The sequence below is a fragment of the Streptomyces sp. NPDC020996 genome (assembly GCF_040641355.1).
Lineage (GTDB): Bacteria > Actinomycetota > Actinomycetes > Streptomycetales > Streptomycetaceae > Streptomyces.
This window is the reverse complement of sequence record NZ_JBFADM010000103.1, coordinates 1-19,159: the sequence shown is the minus strand read 5'-3', so window position 1 is coordinate 19,159 and position 19,159 is coordinate 1. Positions and strand designations below refer to the sequence as shown.

At 74.0% G+C, this 19,159-nt stretch carries 18 protein-coding genes; 5 read left to right on the top strand and 13 right to left on the bottom strand.

All coding sequences use genetic code 11. The features are described from left to right. Positions 1–141: 141 nt before the first annotated feature. Positions 142–1,728 (bottom strand): acyl-CoA mutase large subunit family protein, encoded by a 1,587-nt coding sequence (locus tag AB0G63_RS37490; RefSeq protein WP_360759852.1) that lies wholly within the window; start codon positions 1,726–1,728, stop codon positions 142–144. Positions 1,729–1,830: 102 nt separating this feature from the next. Between AB0G63_RS37490 and AB0G63_RS37485 the strand changes: the two genes are divergently transcribed. After that, complete coding sequence (locus AB0G63_RS37485; protein WP_360759849.1) at positions 1,831–2,520, top strand: TetR family transcriptional regulator; 690 nt, start codon at positions 1,831–1,833, stop codon at positions 2,518–2,520. Positions 2,521–2,598: 78 nt separating this feature from the next. Here the strand turns inward: AB0G63_RS37485 and AB0G63_RS37480 are convergent, their stop codons facing one another. Both AB0G63_RS37480 and AB0G63_RS37475 read right to left on the bottom strand, forming a co-directional pair. Continuing rightward, a complete protein-coding gene (locus tag AB0G63_RS37480) occupies positions 2,599–3,972 on the bottom strand; it encodes an ATP-binding protein (RefSeq protein WP_360759846.1) in 1,374 nt (457 codons plus the stop codon). Positions 3,973–4,019: 47 nt separating this feature from the next. Then, a complete protein-coding gene (locus tag AB0G63_RS37475; protein WP_360759844.1) occupies positions 4,020–4,691 on the bottom strand; it encodes a response regulator transcription factor in 672 nt (223 codons plus the stop codon). 209 nt (positions 4,692–4,900) lie between these two features. Here AB0G63_RS37475 and AB0G63_RS37470 point away from each other — a divergent pair, with 209 nt between their 5' ends. The 3 genes from AB0G63_RS37470 to AB0G63_RS37460 are packed head-to-tail and all read left to right on the top strand — an operon-like array spanning position 4,901 to position 7,220. Continuing rightward, on the top strand, positions 4,901–5,560 hold the full coding sequence (locus AB0G63_RS37470; protein WP_360759841.1) for a DUF4956 domain-containing protein: 660 nt from the start codon (positions 4,901–4,903) through the stop codon (positions 5,558–5,560). Then, positions 5,557–6,375 carry a polyphosphate polymerase domain-containing protein gene (locus tag AB0G63_RS37465; protein WP_360759839.1) on the top strand — a complete coding sequence of 273 codons (819 nt, stop codon included), beginning with the start codon at positions 5,557–5,559 and terminating at the stop codon, positions 6,373–6,375. The genes AB0G63_RS37470 and AB0G63_RS37465 overlap by 4 nt, the downstream gene beginning before the upstream one ends. Further along, positions 6,372–7,220, top strand: coding sequence for a phosphatase PAP2 family protein (locus AB0G63_RS37460; protein WP_360759836.1), 849 nt, complete (start codon positions 6,372–6,374; stop codon positions 7,218–7,220). The genes AB0G63_RS37465 and AB0G63_RS37460 overlap by 4 nt, the downstream gene beginning before the upstream one ends. Positions 7,221–7,292: 72 nt before the next feature. Here AB0G63_RS37460 and AB0G63_RS37455 read toward each other — a convergent pair whose 3' ends face one another. The 6 genes from AB0G63_RS37455 to AB0G63_RS37430 are packed head-to-tail and all read right to left on the bottom strand — an operon-like array spanning position 7,293 to position 13,088. Next, positions 7,293–8,366, bottom strand: a complete 1,074-nt coding sequence (locus AB0G63_RS37455; protein WP_360759833.1) for an aldose 1-epimerase family protein — start codon at positions 8,364–8,366, stop codon at positions 7,293–7,295. Further along, entirely contained in the window at positions 8,363–9,100 is a 738-nt protein-coding gene (locus AB0G63_RS37450; protein ID WP_360759830.1) for an SDR family oxidoreductase, read from the bottom strand. Before AB0G63_RS37450 ends, AB0G63_RS37455 begins: the two co-directional genes overlap by 4 nt. Beyond that, complete coding sequence (locus tag AB0G63_RS37445; protein ID WP_360759827.1) at positions 9,097–10,269, bottom strand: carbohydrate ABC transporter substrate-binding protein; 1,173 nt, start codon at positions 10,267–10,269, stop codon at positions 9,097–9,099. Before AB0G63_RS37445 ends, AB0G63_RS37450 begins: the two co-directional genes overlap by 4 nt. Further along, the gene (locus tag AB0G63_RS37440) at positions 10,266–11,543 is read right to left on the bottom strand and encodes a CoA transferase (RefSeq protein ID WP_360759824.1); all 1,278 of its coding nucleotides are present in this window, start codon (positions 11,541–11,543) and stop codon (positions 10,266–10,268) included. The genes AB0G63_RS37445 and AB0G63_RS37440 overlap by 4 nt, the downstream gene beginning before the upstream one ends. Positions 11,544–11,550: 7 nt before the next feature. Then, positions 11,551–12,366 carry an enoyl-CoA hydratase-related protein gene (locus AB0G63_RS37435; protein WP_360759821.1) on the bottom strand — a complete coding sequence of 272 codons (816 nt, stop codon included), beginning with the start codon at positions 12,364–12,366 and terminating at the stop codon, positions 11,551–11,553. Then, entirely contained in the window at positions 12,363–13,088 is a 726-nt protein-coding gene (locus tag AB0G63_RS37430; protein WP_360759818.1) for a FadR/GntR family transcriptional regulator, read from the bottom strand. The genes AB0G63_RS37435 and AB0G63_RS37430 overlap by 4 nt, the downstream gene beginning before the upstream one ends. A 174-nt stretch (positions 13,089–13,262) precedes the next feature. On the opposite strand from AB0G63_RS37430, the gene AB0G63_RS37425 reads away from it, so the two are divergent. Beyond that, entirely contained in the window at positions 13,263–14,153 is an 891-nt protein-coding gene (locus tag AB0G63_RS37425; protein ID WP_360759815.1) for a fumarylacetoacetate hydrolase family protein, read from the top strand. Positions 14,154–15,420: 1,267 nt separating this feature from the next. Here the strand turns inward: AB0G63_RS37425 and AB0G63_RS37420 are convergent. The 4 genes from AB0G63_RS37420 to AB0G63_RS37405 all read right to left on the bottom strand — a co-directional run bounded on the left by AB0G63_RS37420 (position 15,421) and on the right by AB0G63_RS37405 (position 19,112). Next, positions 15,421–16,329 (bottom strand): amidohydrolase family protein, encoded by a 909-nt coding sequence (locus tag AB0G63_RS37420; RefSeq protein ID WP_360759812.1) that lies wholly within the window; start codon positions 16,327–16,329, stop codon positions 15,421–15,423. After that, positions 16,326–17,333: an aldo/keto reductase gene (locus AB0G63_RS37415; protein ID WP_360759809.1), complete on the bottom strand. Its 1,008-nt coding sequence runs from the start codon at positions 17,331–17,333 to the stop codon at positions 16,326–16,328. The genes AB0G63_RS37420 and AB0G63_RS37415 overlap by 4 nt, the downstream gene beginning before the upstream one ends. Continuing rightward, the gene (locus tag AB0G63_RS37410; protein WP_360759855.1) at positions 17,330–18,121 is read right to left on the bottom strand and encodes an SDR family oxidoreductase; all 792 of its coding nucleotides are present in this window, start codon (positions 18,119–18,121) and stop codon (positions 17,330–17,332) included. The genes AB0G63_RS37415 and AB0G63_RS37410 overlap by 4 nt, the downstream gene beginning before the upstream one ends. Positions 18,122–18,260: 139 nt before the next feature. Beyond that, the gene (locus tag AB0G63_RS37405) at positions 18,261–19,112 is read right to left on the bottom strand and encodes a fumarylacetoacetate hydrolase family protein (protein WP_360759805.1); all 852 of its coding nucleotides are present in this window, start codon (positions 19,110–19,112) and stop codon (positions 18,261–18,263) included. Positions 19,113–19,159: the final 47 nt, after the last annotated feature.

Here is a 19,159-nt window from a genome sequence, read left to right as displayed (position 1 = left end):
CCTTGGCGTGCTGCTTCTCCACGGCGCGTGCGGAGCCGGCGTGCGTCGCTTCGTCGATACGGCGCTGCAGATCCGCGAGCTTGCCCGCGGTCGTGCGGATGTCGATGTCGTTCACTGGTTGTCTCACCCGAGCCTTGATGGTCAGAAAGTGTCGTGGGGGACGTGCACGCCCCAGATGTCGCGCAGGGCGTGGGACACCTCGCCGACGGTGGCGCGCTGCCGCAGCGCCTCGCGCATCGGGGGCAGCACGTTGTCCGTGCCCCGGGCGGCCTCCCGCACGGCGTCGAGGGCACGCTCGACGGCGTCCTTGTCGCGGTCCTCGCGGAGCTTCGCGAGGCGTTCGCACTGGTCGATCTCGATCTGCGGGTCGACCCGGAGCGGCTCGTAGGGCTCCTCCTCGTCGAGCACGTACTTGTTGACCCCGACGACGGTGCGCTCCCCGTGGTCGATCTCCTGGGCGATGCGGTACGCGGACTTCTCGATCTCGGACTTCTGGAAGCCCTGCTCGATCGCGGCCACGGCGCCGCCGCGGTCCTCGACGGCCCGGATCAGCTCCACCACCGCGGCTTCGATGTCGTCGGTCATCGACTCCATGACGTAGGACCCGGCGAACGGATCGACGGTCTTGGTCACGTCGGTCTCGTAGGCGATGACCTGCTGGGTGCGCAGGGCGAGCCGGGCCGCCTTCTGGGTGGGCAGGGCGATGGCCTCGTCGTAGGAGTTGGTGTGCAGGGACTGCGTCCCGCCGAGTACCGCGCCCAGGCCCTGCAGCGCGACCCGGACGAGGTTGACCTCGGGCTGCTGCGCGGTCAGCTGCACGCCCGCGGTCTGCGTGTGGAAGCGCAGCATCTGCGACTTGGGGTTCTTCGCGCCGAACTCGTCGCGCATGACGCGGGCCCAGATGCGGCGCGCGGCGCGGAACTTCGCGATCTCCTCCAGCAGGGTGGTCCGGGCGACGAAGAAGAACGACAGCCGCGGGGCGAAGTCGTCGACGTCCAGGCCGGCGGCGATCGCGGTGCGCACGTATTCCTTGGCGTTGGCCAGGGTGAAGGCGATCTCCTGCACGGGCGTCGCGCCCGCCTCGGCCATGTGGTAGCCGGAGATGGAGATCGTGTTCCAGCGCGGCAGCTCCCGGTGGCAGTAGGCGAAGATGTCGCTGATCAGCCGCAGGGACTGCTGGGGCGGGAAGATGTAGGTGCCGCGGGCGATGTACTCCTTGAGCACGTCGTTCTGGATCGTGCCGGTCAGCTGATCGCCGGCGACGCCCTGTTCGGCGGCGACCAGTTGGTACAGCAGGAGCAGCGTCGAGGCGGGGGCGTTGATCGTCATCGACGTCGACACCTTGTCCAGCGGCAGCCCCTGGAACAGGGTCCGCATGTCCTCGATCGAGTCGACGGCCACGCCGACCTTGCCGACCTCGCCCCGCGCGATGGGCTCGTCGGAGTCGTAGCCCATCTGCGTCGGCAGGTCGAAGGCCACGCTCAGACCGCCGGTGCCCGCGTTCACCAGCTCGTGGTAGCGCTCGTTGGACTCCTTCGCCGTGCCGAAGCCGGCGTACTGCCGCATCGTCCAGGGACGGCCGGTGTACATGGACGGATACACGCCCCGGGTGAACGGGAACCGCCCCGGCGCGCCCAGTTCGGTGTCCGCGTCGAAGCCCGCCGGCGACCAGCCGTCGTACACCGGTCGGATCGGCAGTCCGGACTCGCTCTCTGCAGCGGAACTCACGCCCCGACCTCCTTCGGTACTGAATACTTCCTAGACGGTACTCAGTACCATTGCGGTGGGCAAGTGGGCATCGGGTTTCGGGTCAGGGAAGGATGGGCGGTCATGAGCAAGGAACCCGCGCGGATCCGGCTGGCGAACGCCGCCTTCGCGCTCTTCGACGAGCGCGGATACGAGCAGACGACCGTCGACGACATCGCAGAACGGGCCGGAGTGGGACGGACGACGTTCTTCCGGCACTACCGGTCCAAGGAAGCGGTGATCTTCCCCGATCACGACCGGCTGCTGGAACTGATCAGGGACCGGCTGGCGACCTCCAGCCACAGCACCGCCCTGGTCGCCGTGTCCGACGCGGTCCGCCTGGTCCTGCTGCACTACATCGAGGAGGGCGACCTCGCGCGGCGGCGCTACGGCCTCACCAGCAAGGTGCCGGCCCTGCGCGACCGGGAGATCGCCAGCGTCGCCCGCTACCAGCGGCTGTTCCGGGAGTTCATCGCGGAGTGGATGGGGGATCCGACGACCTCGGCCTCCCTGAAGGCCGAACTCATGGCCGCCTCCGTGGTCGCGGCCCACAACCACGTGCTGCGTCGCTGGCTGCGGGGAGAGTCCCGGGAACCGGTGGCGGAGATCGACGAGGCGATGAGCGAGGTCCTCGCGCTCTTCCCGGCGCCCTCGACGCGCGAGGGCGCCGCCGACGCCGGCGGCACCACGATCGTCGCCTTCCGCACCGCGCAGGACCTCGACGCGCTGCTTCCCTCGCTGAGACGGCTCGTCGACGGCGGACCCGCGAGCTGACGCCCGCCCGCCGCCGGGCCCGCGCGTCGGCCGGCCCGCCCGTCGTCGGGTCCGCGCGTCGGCCGGCCCGTGTGCCGCTCAGCAGGGCAGGTCGAGGGTGACGGCGCTGCCGTGCCCGGTGTTCTCGGCGTGCGCGGTGCCGCCGTGGGCGACGGCCACCGCCTGGACGAAGGCGAGCCCCAGGCCGGAGCCCTCGCCGGTGCGGCTCGCCTCGGCGCGGGCGAACCGGTCGAACGCCCGGGGCAGGAACCCGGGCGGGAAGCCGGGCCCCTCGTCCGTGACCCGCAGCCGCAGCCGGCCGTCGTGGACGGCGGCCGTCAGGCGGACGGTCCCGGTGCCGTGGCGCAGGGCGTTGTCGAGCAGGTTGCCGATGGCGGGCCGCAGCCAGCGGGCGTCGGCGTCGATGTCCGTGTCGGCCGCCTCGACGCGCACGGCCCGCCCGGCCCGTTCGGCGGTGCGCCGGTGCGGGGCGACGGCGGCCTCGACGAGGTCGGGCAGGCGTACGGAGGAACGGGTGAGGTGGCCGCTGCTGCCGAGTTCCTCCAGGTCGAGGAGGGCGTTGGAGAGGCCGATCAGCCGCTGCACCTCGGTGTCCACGGAACGCAGGGTCTCGGTGAGCTCCCCGGCGGAGCGGGGGCGGCGCAGGGCGACGTCGAGCTCGGCGCGCATCAGGGTCAGCGGGGTGCGCAGTTCGTGGCTGGCGTCCGCGACGAACCGGCGCTCGCGTTCGGCGGACGCCGCCAGCCGGTCGAGCATGTGGTTGAGGGTGTGCCCGAGCCGGGTTATCTCGTCGTCCCGGTCGGCGGGCACGTCGAGCCGTGTGTTCGGGGAGCCGTCGGCGAGGGCGGCGGCCCCGCCGCGGTAGCGCTCCACCGGGCGCAGCGCGGCGCGGGCGGTGCGGTAGCCGACGTACGAAGCGGCGATCAGGGTCAGCGCGGAGGCGAAGGCGAGCTGGGCGAGGAGTTCGCGCAGCGCCTCGTCGCGGTGGCCGCGCCGGACGGCGGCGACCACGATCCGGGTCCGGCCGTCCGCCGTGACGCGCCTGGCCTGCAGCCGCAGCGTGTCCGCGGTGATGGGCAGCAGCGAGCCGACGTCACGCCGGACGGTGGCACCGCGTACGACGGCGTTCAGCTCGGCGGGGGTGAGCAGCGGCTGGTGACGCAGGGCGTCGCTGGACCGCAGGACGCGTCCCTGTCCGTCGAGGACCTGCCGGAGGCTGCCGCTGGGGCCGGGCGGGAGCTGCGCTCCGGCGCCCACGGCCCGGTCGAGACTGCTCCGGTAGGTGGTGAGGTCGTCGTTGAGCTGCTGGTCCAGAGCGGTCTTGACCCGCCAGTAGACCAGTCCGGCGGTCCCGGTCAGGACCAGGGACATGGTGACGGCGACGGCCAGCACCAGGCGGGTGACGACGGGCAGCCGCCGCAGCCGGGCCCGCGGCCGGCCGTGCGGCCTCACGGTGCGGTCTCCAGGCGGTAGCCGGGCCCGCAGCCGACCGTGCGGCCTCACGGCGTGGTCTCCAGGCGGTAGCCGCGCCCGCGCAGGGTCGTGATCGTCGTACGGCCGAAGGCGCGGTCGACCTTGGCGCGCACCTTGGAGACGTGGACGTCGATGGCGTTGCTGCGCAGGTCGGTCTCGCCGTCCCAGACCTCGTCGAGCAGCCGGAGCCGGGTCACGACCCGGCCGGCGTTCTCCATCAGCACCCGCAGGACGTCGAACTCCCGGCGGGACAGGTCGAGTTCGGTGTCCGCGCGCCAGGCCCGCTGCTGCTCCGGGTCCAGGACCAGATCGCCGACCCGGAGGCGGCCGGAGCTGTCCGGGCGGCGCCGGGAGAGGGCCCGCAGCCGGGCCATCAGCTCCTCCATGGCGAAGGGCTTGACCACGTAGTCGTCGGCGCCGGCGTCCAGCCCCGCGACCCGCTCGCTGATCGCGCCGCGTGCGGTCAGCAGGATCACGGGCACGTCGATGCCCTCGGCGCGCAGCGTGCGGCACACCTCGACCCCGTCCATGCCGGGCAGCATGACGTCCAGGACGACCGCGTCGACGCGGGGTTCGCGGGCGGCGGCCAGTCCGGACGGGCCGTCGTAGCGTCCTTCGGCGCTGTGGCCGGACTCGCCGAGGTAGCGGACGACCAGATCGGTGAGGCGCGTCTCGTCGTCGACGACCAGGTAGTGCATGCCGGCCAGGCTAACCCGCCCGCGGAACGGGCTGTCCGGCACCGGCTCCGGGCGGAGGCGAGGCTTCACGGCGCGGAGGGGAGCCTTCGCCGTCAGGCGGGAAGGCTTCATGGTCTGTTCATGTGCCATCCCTACCGTCGTTCGCGTCGCGGTGCTCCGCGGGCCGCGACCGGCCCGCCGTCCGACGTGCCGTGACGGAAGGGACAGCCATGCACGCAGCGGTCTCGATGCTCGCCGCCAAGGGCATCACCGCCCACATCGCCCCCCTGGACCTGACGACCCGCGGCGGCCTCGACGTCGTCGCCCTGCTCGTCCTGGTCGGGTGGCTCTACCGGCGCCGGCCCAGCGTACCGGCGATGCCGCTGGTCCTGGTCGCACTGAACGTCGGCCTGTTCGCCGCGATGAGCACGATCAGCGCCGGGAAGTTCCCGGCCGGGGTCGGGTTCGGGCTGTTCGGCATCCTCTCCCTGGTCCGGCTGCGCAGCGCGGCGTTCCCCCTGCGCGACGTCGCCTACACCTTCGTCACGCTGGTCATCGCCCTGTGCACCGGGCTGCCGCAGCGCGACAGCTGGCTGGTCGTCGCGCTGGCCGTGGTGGTGCTGGTCGCCGTCCTGGTTGTCGACGACCCCAGGTCGTACCGGCCGCCGACCCGCAGCGTGAGGCTCACGCTGGACCGGATCTACGACGACCCCTCCCTGATCGCGCAGGACGTCGCGTTCCGCTTCGGGCGGGCGCCGCTGTCCGTGGTCGTCGACGAGGTCGACTACGTACGGGAGACCACCCGGGTCTCCGCCCGCTACCCGGCTCCACCGGACGAGCCCGCCACCGTCCCGGAGACCGAGCCGCGTGAGCGGGTGACGGCGTCGTGACGCAGGCATCCGCGCTCACGGCCGCGCTCGGTCTGTCCGCCCTGCGGGGCGCCGCGCTCGCCGAGGTCGACGCGGCCGCCGCGCTGCAGCACCGCACCGACCGCAAGTACCTGGTCCCCCTGGACCGCGCCCGCGACGCCGTCCGCCTGCTCGCCGACCGCCACCACGTCCTCGACCTCGCCGGACGCCGTACGACGAGCTACCTCAGCACCTATTTCGACACCGAGCGGCTGACCGCCTGGCGCGCCCACGTCCAGGGCCGGCGCCGCCGCTGGAAGGTCCGCACCCGCCTGTACGCGGAGGACGGACTGTGCCGGGTGGAGGTGAAGACCAAGGACGGCCGCGGCGCCACCGTCAAGCACGCGCTGCGCGTCCCGGCCGCCGCGTACGGCGAACTGGGCGGGGAGGCCGCGGCCTTCGTCGACGAGGTGCTGGAACGGTCCGGCATCCCCGTCACGGCCGCGGACCTGTCTCCCTCCGCCGAGATCCGCTACGTCCGTGCCGCCCTCGCCGATCTGGACCACGGCACCCGCGTCACCCTCGACGGCGCCCTCAGCTGCCACCACGGCGACCGCAGCGCCGCCCTCGACCCCGGGCAGGTGCTCGTGGAGACCAAGGGAGGCGCGCGACCGGCCTTCGCCGACCGCCTGCTGCTGCGCCTGGCGGTCCGCCCCGTGTCGCTCAGCAAGTACGTCGTCGGCCGGTCCCTGCTCACCCCCGGCCTGCCCGACAACGACGTACGCCGCCTCGCCCGCACCCACTTCACCGTGCGGACGCGTACGGAACCGCTCTTCGAAAGGACCCCCGCCGCATGAAAGCCCCGCGCGGCATCACCTGGCCGTACGCCGTGATCGCGCTGCTCGCCGTCGTCGCCGCCGCCTTCGGCCTGCTGTACCCGGCCGCCGCCTCGACCTCCGGGAAGAAGAAGCCCGGAGCCACCGAACGGATCAGGCAGAACCCGCCGCCCACGCTCTTCACCGACGCCGAGACCGCGGAGATCGGCAAGCAGGCCGCGGCCCAGCGCGGCAGGGCCGACGCCCTGTTCGCCCGGTGGAAGAAGGCGCACGGCACCGCCCGCGACGACCGGGCGTTCGCCGTCTGGGCCGCCCGGCAGGTCCCCGCACCGCCCGCGGCGGCCGAGCGCACCGCCGAACTCCACCAGGTGCAGCGACTCGCCAAGACCCGCACCGCCGCCGGGGAGAAGGCCGCCACCTGGCTGGAACTCCACGGCAAGAAGGACATCTGGAAGCTCTACCTCCACGACCAGCGCGAACTGATCCCCGCCCGCCGCGGTGCGGCGGAGAAGGCCGAACTGAAGGCGGCCCTGAAACTTGCCAAGACGATCAGCGACCGGGTCGCCGCCCGTGACGGGCAGCCGGCCCCCTTCGTCCTGGACCCCAGCCTGCGCCCGGACAAGCACATCAAGCCCGGTGCCAAGGGCCCCTACTCCTACCCCTCCCGCCACGCCACCCGCGCCGCGGCGGCCGTCACCTTCCTCGGCGCCCTCTCCCCGCACCGCGCGGCGGAGTACCGGTGGATGCAGGACGAAGTGCTCTACTCCCGCCTCTACATGGCCGGCCACGTCCCCAGTGACCTCACGGCCGGCACCCTGCTCGGCGACCTGATCGGCGACTACGAACTCCTCGTCGGCGGCCACTGACACGCGCGCGTGGGCCCGGTTCCACTCCTGCGCGGGCGCAGGCGTGGAACCGGGCCCCGCGGGCCGCACCGGTCAGGCCGGCGGCTGGGCGCGGCGGAAACGGAAGACGGTGCGGTAGGCGCGTTCGTCGCCGTGCTCCAGCCAGGTCATGGTCCCGTCCCGGCGCGCCGCGGCGTCGCCGGCCACGGCGTGGGTCGACGGTTCCAGGCCCACGGCGTAGCCGCCGGAGCGCAGGTTGAGCCACTCGAAGAAGTGCGGGAACTCCTCCTGGCCGAAGTCGACCTCCAGGCTGCGCCCCAGGGCGTCGTTGACCACCCGGACACGGTTGCGTCCGTCCTGCGCGGGCCTGAGGACGTGCTCGTAGACCTGCTCCACGAAGTGCGGCACGGGCGCCGGCATCACCTCGTGGGAGACGCCCTGCTCACGCACGCTGTCCGAGGTCCAGGCGGTGCGCTCGACGTCCGCCTCCACCCGCGCGCCCTCGTCGAGCAGCGGCCAGCCGACGTTGATGTGGTACAGGAACATGTGCGGGGTGCGTTCGAAGCCCGCGTTCACCACGGTGTCGTGCAACCGGATCTCGGTGCCGCCCAGGTCCGCCTCGATGCGCCGGCGCAGCACCAGGTGCTCGCCGAAGACCGCCGCCTGCCGCACCTCGCCCTCGGCCCACAGCACGCACCTGTCGCCGGTCCACTGCTCGCCGTAACCGGTGAGCCGGGCGGGGATGTTGGCGATGCGGCCGTGCAGACCGTGCCGGACCGACGTCTTGGGCGGGTAGTGGTAGTCGGCGGCGTCGACGGTGTCGCCGAAGAGGGTGTGGTCCAGGCCGCCGGTCACGATGAACCCGGACAGGCTGCGCAGCCAGGACAGCCCGGACTCGTCGTGGTGCTCGTGCAGCCCGGGGTGGCGGAACCCGGTGGACGAACGCCAGCCGACGGTGAGGTCGTCGAACTCGACGACCCCGATGTCCATGGCCCGGTCGACCAGGACCTCGAAACGCAGCCCGCCGCCGGTGCGGAACTCCAGCGCGCGGATGCCGCGCTCGGTGCCGTCGTCGAGCACGACGGCCCGCACCCCGCCGACGGCGGCGAGGTCGCCGGCCCGTTCGGCCAGTTGCCGCCTGGTGTAGTCGCGGCCGTTGATCCTCATGCCATCACCCACCCTCCGTTGACCTCCAGCGTCTGCCCGGTCACGAACGAGGCGTCCGGACCGCTGAGGAACGCCACCGCGGCGGCCAGCTCCTCGGGTGTGCCGCGCCGCTTGAGCGCCTGGTTGGCCAGTACGTGTTCCTGGTACGCCCGCGGATCGTCGTGGATGCTCTCGGCGGCGGTGGGGAACGCGCCGGGCGAGACGGTGTTGACGCGGATCTCGTACGGTCCGAGTTCCCGGGCCAGCGCCCGGGTCAGCGCTGTGGCGGCGCCCTTGGTGGCCACGTAGGCGGCCAGGTCGGACCAGCCGCCGTGCATGGTGATCGAGGCGATGTTCACGATGGCGCCGCCGCCCCGCCCGGTCATCTGGCGGGCCGCGTGCTGGGCGGCGAGCCAGTACCCGCGCTGGTTGACGGCGTGCACCTCGTCGTAGGTGTCGACGCTGACGTCGAGGAACGGCGCGGCCGGATAGACGGCGGCGTTGTTGACCAGCACGTCCGTGCCGCCGAACTCGTCCGCGACGGCGGTGAACAGGGCCGCGACGGCGCCCGGGTCCCGCAGGTCGACGAGGTGGGCGCCGGCGGTGACACCGCGCTCCAGGAGCAGGTCGCGGGTGGCGTGCAGATCCGGCTCGACGACGTCCGTGACGACGACCGCGAAACCGTCCGCGCCGAGCCGCGCGGCGATGGCGCGGCCCAGGGAGCCGCCGGCTCCGGTGACCACGGCTGTTCTCATGACATGCCTCCTGTGCGGGTGCCCGCGCGGGCCGTACGCAGCAGCGTGTCGAGCTGCGCCAGGACCCGGGCGGGCGGTGTGCGGTGCGACAGTCCGTCCCGGACCGCCGCCGATGCCTGCTGCTGGAAACCGATGTATCCGGGGAAGCGCGGCCTGGTCCAGGCGGCGTCCATGGTGCGGCGGGTGTCCCGGTAGAAGCCGTGGACGGCACGGTGGACCGTCTCGTCGTCCCATGCCTCGGCGAGTGAGCTCTGGCCGCCGAACCGGCGGTAGTCGTCGGTCTGGACGCCGGGGCTCAGCAGTCTGAGCAGCTGCGCCCGGGCGGCCGGCAGGTCCTGGCAGGACCTGGTGACGGCCAGGCCCACGCCCCCGAGGACGCTGCCGCGCACGCCGCCCGGCCCGCGCGGTGCGTCGAAGGCCCGCAGCCCCGTCCGGCCGGGGCCGGGCGCCTGATAGGTGACGTAGCCGTAGACCAGCGGGCAGTATTGGGGGCCGCCGTCGCCGGACATGGCGTCCAGTACGGCGATCGGATTGCGCCAGGACAGGTCCGGGTCGCTGTGGGCGAGCAGTTCGGCCATCACCTCCAGGGCGGCCGTGCCGGTGGCGAGGTCCGCCACCCGGTCCGGGTCCCCGTCCGGGAAGGGAGCGGCGCCGAGGGCCACGCACAGCGCGGCGAACATCAGGAAGGCGTGCGGGCCGCCCAGGCACAGGGCGCTGGGGGTGCGCCGGACTTCGGCGCAGGCGTCCTCCCAGCTGCCGGGCCGCCCGCCCGCGGTGTCCTGGCGGGCGACGGAGACCTGGGTGGCGGCGTCGACCGCCAGCGCCCACTGGCTGCCGTCGAGGTGGTAGCTGTCGTGGCTGGGGCCGACGCAGCTTCGGCGCAGGGCGGCGAGTTCCCCGGCGGTGAAGAGGGTCTCCAGCGGGCGCAGGCAGCCGTCGGCGACCGCCTCGCCCAGACCGGGGTGATCCAGCACGACGAGGTCGGTGTCGTCGCAGAAGGCGCGCAGCGGTCGCGCCTCGAAGTCCTCCAGCGAGTGCCGCTTCCACACCACGGGCCGCGGTCCGGGGCGGCCCGCGGCGGCCTCCCGGCGGTCGTGGTCGGCGAGCGCGTCGAGCACCCGGTATCCGCGGGGGTGGTCCCAGGTCATTCCGGTGAGCGGGGCGGTCATGGCCGTACCGCTCCTTCGTGGTCCGGGGCCGCAGGGGCGGCGGTACCGGCCGACTCGGCGGTTTCGGCGGTTTCGGCGGTTCCGGCGGTTTCGGCGGCGATGACGCCCGCGGTGAGCAGCGCGTCGATGTCCTCGGCGGTGTGGCCGAGTTCGGCGAGCACCTCCCTGCTCTGCTCGCCGACGAGCGGCGCGGGCCGCCGGACCTCGGCGGGGCTGCGGCTGAAGCGGAACGGGAACCCGGGGGTGGTGACGGTGCCCTCGGTGGGATGTTCGTAGGTGACGAAGGAGCCGTTGTGCCGGACCTGCGGGTCGGCCATGACATCGGCGTAGGAGTACACCGGGCCGGCCCAGATGCCGTTCTCCTGGAGGAGGTCCAGCCATTCCCGGGTGGTCCTGGCGGGCAGTTTCTCCCGGACGATGGCGGTGATCTCGTCCCGGCGGGTGTGGCCGTCGGTGTGCTCGTCCATGGCGGCGAGTTCGGGGCTGCCCAGCAGACGGCCGAGGAGGGCCAACGGCGGCATCGCCAGGGCCAGATGACCGTCCTTGGTGGCGAAGGCGCCGTAGGGGGCACGGATGTAGGTGTGGCCGTGCGGCTCGCTGCCCCGGCGCTGGGGGACGCCGCCGACGCTGTAGATGGACAGTTCCTGCGCCTGGACGGCGATCGCGGAGTCCAGCATGTTGACGGTGATCTGCTGGCCCTCGCCGGTGCGTTCGCGGTGCAGCAGGCCGGCGAGGGCGGCCTCGAAGGCGTTGTGGCCGGTGATGGCGTCCACCGCGTAGGTGCCCGAGGGCGAGGGCGGGTCGCCGTCGCGGCCGGTGTTGGCCATGGCGCCGCTCATGGCCTGCAGCAGCAGGTCCTGGCCGGGCCGGGTGGCGTAGGGGCCGTCGTCGCCGTATCCGGAGATGGAGACGTAGACGATCGCCGGGTTGACCGCGGCGACGGCGGCGTAGTCCAGACCGAGGCGCTGGGCGACTCCCGCGCGGTAGTTCTGGATGAACACGTCGGCGGTGCGCACGAGTTCGAGCACGATCTCGCGGCCCTCGGGGGACTTCAGGTCCACCGCGAGGCTGCGCTTGTTGCGGTTGAGGGACAGGAACGAGGCGTTGACCCGGTTGCCGGTGGCGCCTCCGGCGGGTGCGTGGCGCTGCCATTCCCCGGTGACCGGTTCGACCTTGACGACGTCGGCGCCCAGGTCGCCCAGGCGCATCGCGGCCAGGGGCCCGGCCATGGCGATCGACAGGTCGATGACCCGGTATCCGTCGAGGGCTCCCATGAGGTGTCTACCGTCCCTTGAAGTTCGGGGTGCGCCGTTCGGCGAAGGCCGCCCGGCCCTCGGCGGCGTCCTGGGTGGCGAAGCAGATGGTCTGCAGGTGCCGTTCGAGGGCGATGGCGTCGTCGATCGGCATGGTGTGGGCGGCGCGGAGGGTCCGCTTGGCGGTGCGGGCGGCCAGCGGGGCGCGTGCGGCGATGCGCCGGGCCAGTTCCACCGCCTCCCGCGTGAGCTCCTGACGGGGCGTCACCTTGCTCACCAGGCCCCACGCCAGCGCGGTCGCTGCGTCGACCGGGTCGCCGGTGAGGACCATCCAGGCGGCGTTGCCGGCGCCGATGTTGTGGGCGAGCAGCGCCGACTGGCCGCTGCCGCCGATCCAGCCGAGCTTGATCTCGGGGGCGGCGAACGTGGCCTCGGCGGCGGCGAGCCGGATGTCGCAGGCGAGGGCCAGTTCCAGGCCGCCGCCGAGCGCGTGGCCGTTGACGGCGGCGACGGCGGGCTTGTGCAGACCGCGCAGGATGTCGCCGTAGTCGGTGCGTTCGCCGAACTCCCAGGGGCTGCTGTAGTCGTCGAGGCCGGCGATGTCGCTGCCGGCGCAGAAGGCACGGCCCTCACCGGTCAGGACCACGGCCCGGACGTCGTCGTCGGCGTTGGCGGTGCGTACGGCGTCGGCGAGTTCGGCCGTCATCCGGGGGGTGAGGGCGTTCAGCTTCGCGGGACGGTCGAGGGTGAGCACGAGGACGTGGCCGTCGCGCTCACTGCGGACGCTTCCGGCGCCGGCCGGCGCTGCGGCCGGCGTCGGGGTCGGTCCGGGTGCGGGTGTCATGGGTGTCTGTCTCCGTTCCGGTGGTGCACGGCGTCCTCCCGGGCCGTCTCGACCACGGCCCGCATCGCCTCCTCGGCGCGGCGGTGGTGGCCGCGGCGGATGGCGGTGGCCACGCGTTCGTGGTTGGGCAGGGTCTCCTTGTTGTGGCCCACCGAGTGGGTGTGCAGGGGGCGCACGCAGCTCAGGGCCACGCTGACGACGTCGTGCAGGTAGAGCAGCAGGTCGTTGCCGGCGGCCTCGAAGACCGCGCGGTGGAAGGCCAGGTCGGCCTCGACGAACGCCTCGGGGTCGTCGACGGTCGCCCACAGGTGGGCCATGGCCGCCTCCACCCGGTGGCGCGCGGCCTGGTCCGCCGATTCGGCGGCCAGCCGGGCGGCGCCGGGTTCCAGGGCGACGCGCAGATCGGCCAGGGTCGCGACGTCCGTGTCGCTGACGTCCCCGGAGAAGCGCCACCGCAGGACGTCGGTGTCCAGCAGGTTCCACGAGGAACGCTCGCGTACCCGGGTGCCCGCGCTGGTCCGGCTCTCCAGCAGTCCCTTGCCGGCGAGGACCTTCACTCCCTCGCGCAGCGCCGAACGGCCGACGGCGAACTCCTCGACCAGCTGGTCCTCCGTGGGGAGGACCGTGCCGGGCGCCAGTTCGCCCCGCACGATGCGCTCTCCGAGTGCGTGGACGACGCGGCCGTGCCGTACGCCGTCGGGGTACGCGCTCGTTCCTGCCATGGGATGCCTCCTGGACTTGGCTGCCGACGCTAATGACGACATCCTCTCCCGTCAAGAACTTCATCAGATGAAGATGGAGCTTCATCTGATGAAGACGTTGACATGTCGGGCCCGGCTTCCTAGGCTCCCCGGCTGTCGAGGTCCCTCGGACACCCGCAGCACAGGAGACCGCCCATGGAGATCGTCCGCTTCCGCCTCCCCGGCCAGGCGCACCCGAGGACCGGCGTGGTCAGATCGGGCGAAATCGCCGAGATCACCACCGCCGCGTCCGTCGCCGATCTGCTCTCCCTGCCCCTGGAGCAGATCCGCGAGCTGTGCGCCGAGGCGGTCACCACCGTCTGCGCCGCCGGCTCCGCGGAGATCCTCGCCCCCGTGGACGGCCTCACCGAGGTGTGGGCCGCGGGCGTCACCTACCGCAGCTCGCAGCGCGCCCGGGTCCAGGAGAGCCTGCACTCCGGCGACGTCTACGACCGCGTGTACGGGGCGGTGCGGCCGGAGCTGTTCTTCAAGTCCACCGCCTGGCGCGTCGCGGGTCCCGGCGCGCCGATCGCCGTCCGCGCCGACTCCGCCGTCAACGTCCCCGAGCCGGAACTGGCCCTGGTGCTCAACCGGCACGCCGAGATCGTCGGCTACACCGTCTGCAACGACGTCAGCTCCCGCTCCATCGAGGGCGAGAACCCGCTGTACCTGCCGCAGGCCAAGGTGTACCTGGGCGGGTGCGCGCTGGGGCCGGCGATCCGCCCGGCCTGGGAGGTCGCCGACGCCTACGACCTCCCGATCACCCTGGACATCCACCGCGGCGGCACGCCGGTCTGGCACGGCGAGGCGAACACCGCCCAGCTCAACCGCCGCTACGACACACTCGTCGAGCACCTCTTCAGGGCCGACGTCTTCCCCGCCGGTGCCGTACTGGCGACCGGCACCTGCCTGGTTCCCGAGCTGCCGTTCACCTTGCTGGCCGGCGACGAGGTGCGGATCCGGATCGGGGAGGTCGGCGAACTCGCCAACCCGGTGGTGATCGGCAAGGACACCCTCACCGGTGCGGCGTACGCGGCGGCGGGCTGACCGGGCTGACCGGGCGGGCCGGGCTGGCCGGGCGGGCCCGGCAGGGCCGGCGGCCCCGGGCGCCGTCGGATGCCCGATCCGCCTCAGCGGCGCCCGCTTCACCTGCTTCACGCGCTTCATGTGTCTCACCTGCCTCACTCGGTGGGGACGGCCCGGAGCCGGGCCACCCGAGAGGACGTCGCCGACGCCGCCGAGACCGGCCGGTACGGCGTCCGTCTTGACGAAGCACAAGCCACTCGGCCCCGCACCCGCAGATCCGCGCCCTGCACGAGCCGACGCCGACGCCGCCGAGACCGGCCGGCACGGCGTCCGCCTCGACGAGGACGAATCACCCGGCCCCGCACCCGCAGATCCGCGGCCCGTACGAGCCGGCGCCGACGTCGGCTCGTACGGGCATGACCCCGGGACCACCCCCGGCGCGGGCGGCGCGGCCCGGGCATGGCCAGGACGGGTGCTGCCCCGGCCTGCCGGTGCGGACGCGGGGACAGGCGCCCGCCCTGGCCCCGCGCCGGTTCCCGCCCGGGCCCCCGCCCCGGTCCCCGCGGACACGTCGGCCCCGCCGGACGTGCAGGCCGGGTCCGCCCCGCTGCCTCGCCGGACGGGTCAGGCCGGCCTGGTGGCCGAGCTGGGCGGGCCGACCCCGCGGGACCCCGCAACCTCCCAGATCCCGCCCGCTGTCCCGGCCCGCTCCGGCGCCGCCATCGGCGCCTTCCAGCGGCAGTCCCGCAGGAACCGGGCCCGCGCCGCTGAAGAGCGGTGCCTCCGCCCGGGCGGGCACGCAAGCACGCGCACGCGCCGGACCACGGGCATGACGCGCCGGAACCTGCCGGAACGACGACACAGCGGCCGCGGCGGTACGACGCCGAGCGCGCGCCCGGCCCCCTACCACCGCGGCCGTGGACGGATCCGCGCCCGGCTGCGGGAGCCGGGCCGGTGCCCGCGCCCAGGCCTCGCCGCGGCTCGCCCTCCCCCGGGCCCCGGCCCAGCAGCAGAGGCCGTCGAGCACCGGGCGGGCGGCTGACACCCGGCGATCGGGGACGAGTCACCGGTGAAGCCCGTTCACCGGAGGCCGGGCACCGGCGACCAGGGAGCCGTGAGGACGCTGGCGGGGCCGGGGCCGGGGCCGGGGCCGAGTCCGGGCCCCGGCCCCGCGGGCCGCGGCGGCCGCGACCGGCGTGGCGCCGTCGCTGCACGTGCCCGGGGGTTCCGGCCGGGCCGGCCGTCCGCCCGCCGGCCCTGCGGCGGCGTCGGCGGAGGCCGGCACTCATCAGCCGGCCGTCAGCCCGCGGGCGGCGGGCAGCCGGTAGGCGGACGCCGCCGTCCCGGCCCACACCGCCGTCCGCTCCGACGCGGTCAAGGACGCCGTCAGCCGGTCCGCTGCCTCGGCCACCTGGGCGTAGGAGGCGGCGAGCAGGCAGACCGGCCAGTCGGAGCCGAACATCACCCGCTCCGGACCGAAGGCGTCCAGGACGGTGTCGGCGCAGTGCCGCAGGTCGTCGACCGTCCAGCTGTCCCAGTGCGCCTCGGTGACCATGCCGGACAGCTTGCAGTAGGCGTCCGGCAGGGCGGCCAGCGCGCGCACGTCCCGCTCCCAGCCACTGAGGTCCCCGCCGGTCAGCGGCGGTTTGGACAGGTGGTCCAGGACCAGCCGCAGCCCGGGCAGAGCGCGCGCGGCGCGCAGGGCGGCCGGCAACTGGTGCGGGGCGGTCAGCAGGTCGTAGACGAGGCCGGCGTCGGCGACGGCCCGCAGGCCGCGGAGTACGTCGGCCCGGTTCAGCCAGTCGGGGTCGGGCTCCGCCTGCACCACATGGCGGATGCCGGCGAGCCGCTCACCGCCGGGTGCGGCACGCAGCGCCGCGATCCGGTCGGCGACGTCCGGGGCGGTCAGGTCGGTCCAGCCGACGACCGCGGCGACCGGAGAACCGTCGGCGGCCGCGATCGCCAGCAGGTCGACGGTCTCCTCGTGCGAGGCCGAGGACTGGACCAGGACGGTCGAGGCGACGCCCGCGGCGGCCAGCAGCGGCCGCAGGTCGTCCAGGGTGAAGCTGCGGGCCAGCGGCGCCATGGTCGCCGGGTCGATCCACGGCTGGGGCCGCGCCGACAGGTCCCACAGATGGTGATGGGCGTCGATCCGCCAGGCCGGCCGGACGGGCGTGTCCGTCGCGGCCGCGCTCACCGGAACACCGCCAGCGCCTCGAGCCGTTCCCACAGCTGCTCCGGCACGTGCGCCGTGAGGTGTCCGGCGTTCTGCCGGACCTCCTCGGCGCTGCGGGCGCCGACGACGACGGTGCCGACCGCCGGGTGACGGAAGGGGAACTGCAGCGCCGCCGCGGCCGGCTCGACCCCTGCCTCCTCGCACAGCCGCCGCATCTCGAGCGCCGCGGACAGCACCGGCTCGGGCGCCGGCTGGTAGTCGAACATGGCGCCGGGACGCGGATCGGCGAGGATCCCGCTGTTGAACACGCCGCCCACGAGCACCGCCACCTCGCGGCGGGCGCACAGCGGCAGCAGTTCCCGGGCCGCGGTCCGGTCCAGCAGCGACCAGCGGCCGGCCGGCAGAACGCAGTCGACGTCGGTCTCCCGGACCAGCCGGGCGAGCGGGGCCGCGTCGTTCATCCCGGCGCCCACCGCCCGCACCAGGCCCTCCTCGCGCATCCGGACCAGTTCGGGGACCGTTTCGGACACCGCCTGGTCGAGGTGGTCGTCCGGGTCGTGCACCAGCGCGATCGCCACCTGGTCCAGGCCGGTGCGCCGCAGGCTGTCCTCGATGCTGCGCCGTACGCCGGACCGGCTGTAGTCACGGATGCGCACCAGGCCGCCGTCCTCGTCGGCGAACTCCGCGCCCCGGGCGCCGTGCGGTGCGTCACCGGCCGGCACCAGCAGCCGGCCGACCTTGGTGGAGACCACCGCGTGGGCCCGCTCGGCCTCCGGCAGGCCGCGCAGGAAGGCGCCCAGCCGCTGCTCGGCGAGCCCGGCGCCGTAGTGCGGTGCGGTGTCGTAGGCCCGTATCCCCGCGTCCCAGGCGGCGCGGAGCGCGTCGTACGCGGCCCGCTCACCGACCGGGCTGAACAGCCCGGCCAGCGGCGCGGTCCCCAGCGCGAGCGGCCCCAGACGCAGTCCGGTGCGCCGGTGCAGCACGTCCGGGCGGGTGGCGGGGGACGCCGCGAGGCCGCCGGTCACCGGGCGGCTCCCGCCGGGGCCGGAGCGGCCGCGGGGCGCAGCCGCAGGCCGGCCATGCCGCCGTCCACCGGCAGTGCGGTGCCGGTGGTGGAGGCGGCGGCCGGGCTCGCGAGGTAGACGACGGCGGCCGCGACCTCCTCGGCCGTCACCAGCCGGCCCAGCGGCTGGCGGGCGTCGAGCGCCGCACGCTCGGCCTCCGGGTCCTCGGCCGCGGCCAGCAACCGGTCGACCCACGGGGTCGCCGCGGTACCGGGGTTGACGCAGTTGACGCGGATGCCCTCCCGTACGTGGTCGGCGGCCATGGCCAGGGTCAGCGACAGCACCGCCCCCTTGGACGCCGAGTAGGCGGCGCGCTGGGGCAGTCCGGCCGTGGCGGCCACGGAGCACATGTTGACCACGGCCGCCGCCGGCGAGCGGCGCAGGTGGGGGAGGGCGGCGCGGGTGGTCCGTACGATGCCCAGGACGTTGATGTCCAGGATCCGCGTCCACTCGGCGTCGTCGTTGTCGGCGACGGTCCCCTGGGCGCCGATGCCCGCGTTGTTGACCAGGATGTCCAGCCCGCCCAGACGCTCGACCGCCTCGGCGACGGCGGCGCGGACCGCGGCGTCGTCGGCGACGTCGCAGCTGAGCGCCGTCAGGGCGGCCCGGTCCTCGGCGGGCAGCGTCTCGGGGGCGCGGTCCAGAACGGCCACCCGGGCGCCGCGCCGGGACAGCAGGCGGGCGGTGGCGAGTCCGATGCCGGACGCGCCGCCGGTGACGACGGCCGCCAGCCCGGCCAGGTCGGCCAGGTCGGCGGGCGTGGCGGGCGGCGGGGGCGGCTGTTCGGGGCTCGGCACGGGGCGGGTCATGTGCGTGTTCCTTTACTGGGGACTGGGGCGAAGCGGCTGGGAGTGTCCTGGGGACGGGGAAGGCTGCGGTGGAGCGCGGTCAGGCCGTGCCGACGACCTGCCGTTGCCGCCCCAGGCCGTCGATCTCCAGTTCGATCACGTCTCCGTCGACGAGGTAGGGGTAGTCGTTGGCTCCGAAGGCCACCCCCGCGGGCGTGCCGGTGTTCACCAGGTCGCCCGGCTCCAGGACCATGAACTGGCTCAGGTACCAGACCACGTGGTGGACGCCGAAGAGCATCTTGGCCGTCGTGCCGTTCTGCCGCTGCTCGCCGTTCACCCACAGCCGCATGCCGAGCGCCTGCGGGTCGCCGGTCTCGTCCGGGGTGACCAGCCAGGGTCCGAGCGGGTTGAAGGTCTCGCAGGACTTGCCCTTGTCCCAGGTGCCGCCGCGTTCGTGCTGGAAGGCGCGTTCGGTGACGTCGTTGGAGAGCACGTACCCGGCGATGACGTCCGCGGCGGCCTCGGGGGAGGGGAGGTAGCGTGCCTGCTGGCCGATGACGACGCCGAGTTCGATCTCGTAGTCGGTCTTCACGCCGCCGTGCGGGATGAGCACGGTGTCGTGCGGGCCGACGACCGTGTTGGCGGCCTTCATGAAGACGACGGGCTCGTCCGGGTGGGCGGCGTCGGTCTCGTCGGCGTGGTCGGAGTAGTTCAGGCCGATGCAGACGACCTTCCCGGGCCGCGCGATCGGCGCGCCGACCCGCTCGCCGGAGATGTCGGCCGGCGGCAGGGTGCCCATGGCGAGCGCCTCGGCGGCCCGGGCCGGGCCGCCGGAGGCCAGGAACGCGCCGTCGATGTCGTCCGTCAGCGTCCGGAGGTCGACGTGGCCTCCGGCGCCGTCCGACAGCACGGGCCGTTCGGCTCCGGGGGGACCGACGCGGAGAAACTTCATGGCGGACTGGCCTTTCTTCTGTGGTCTGTGCGGGGGTGTCGCGCAAC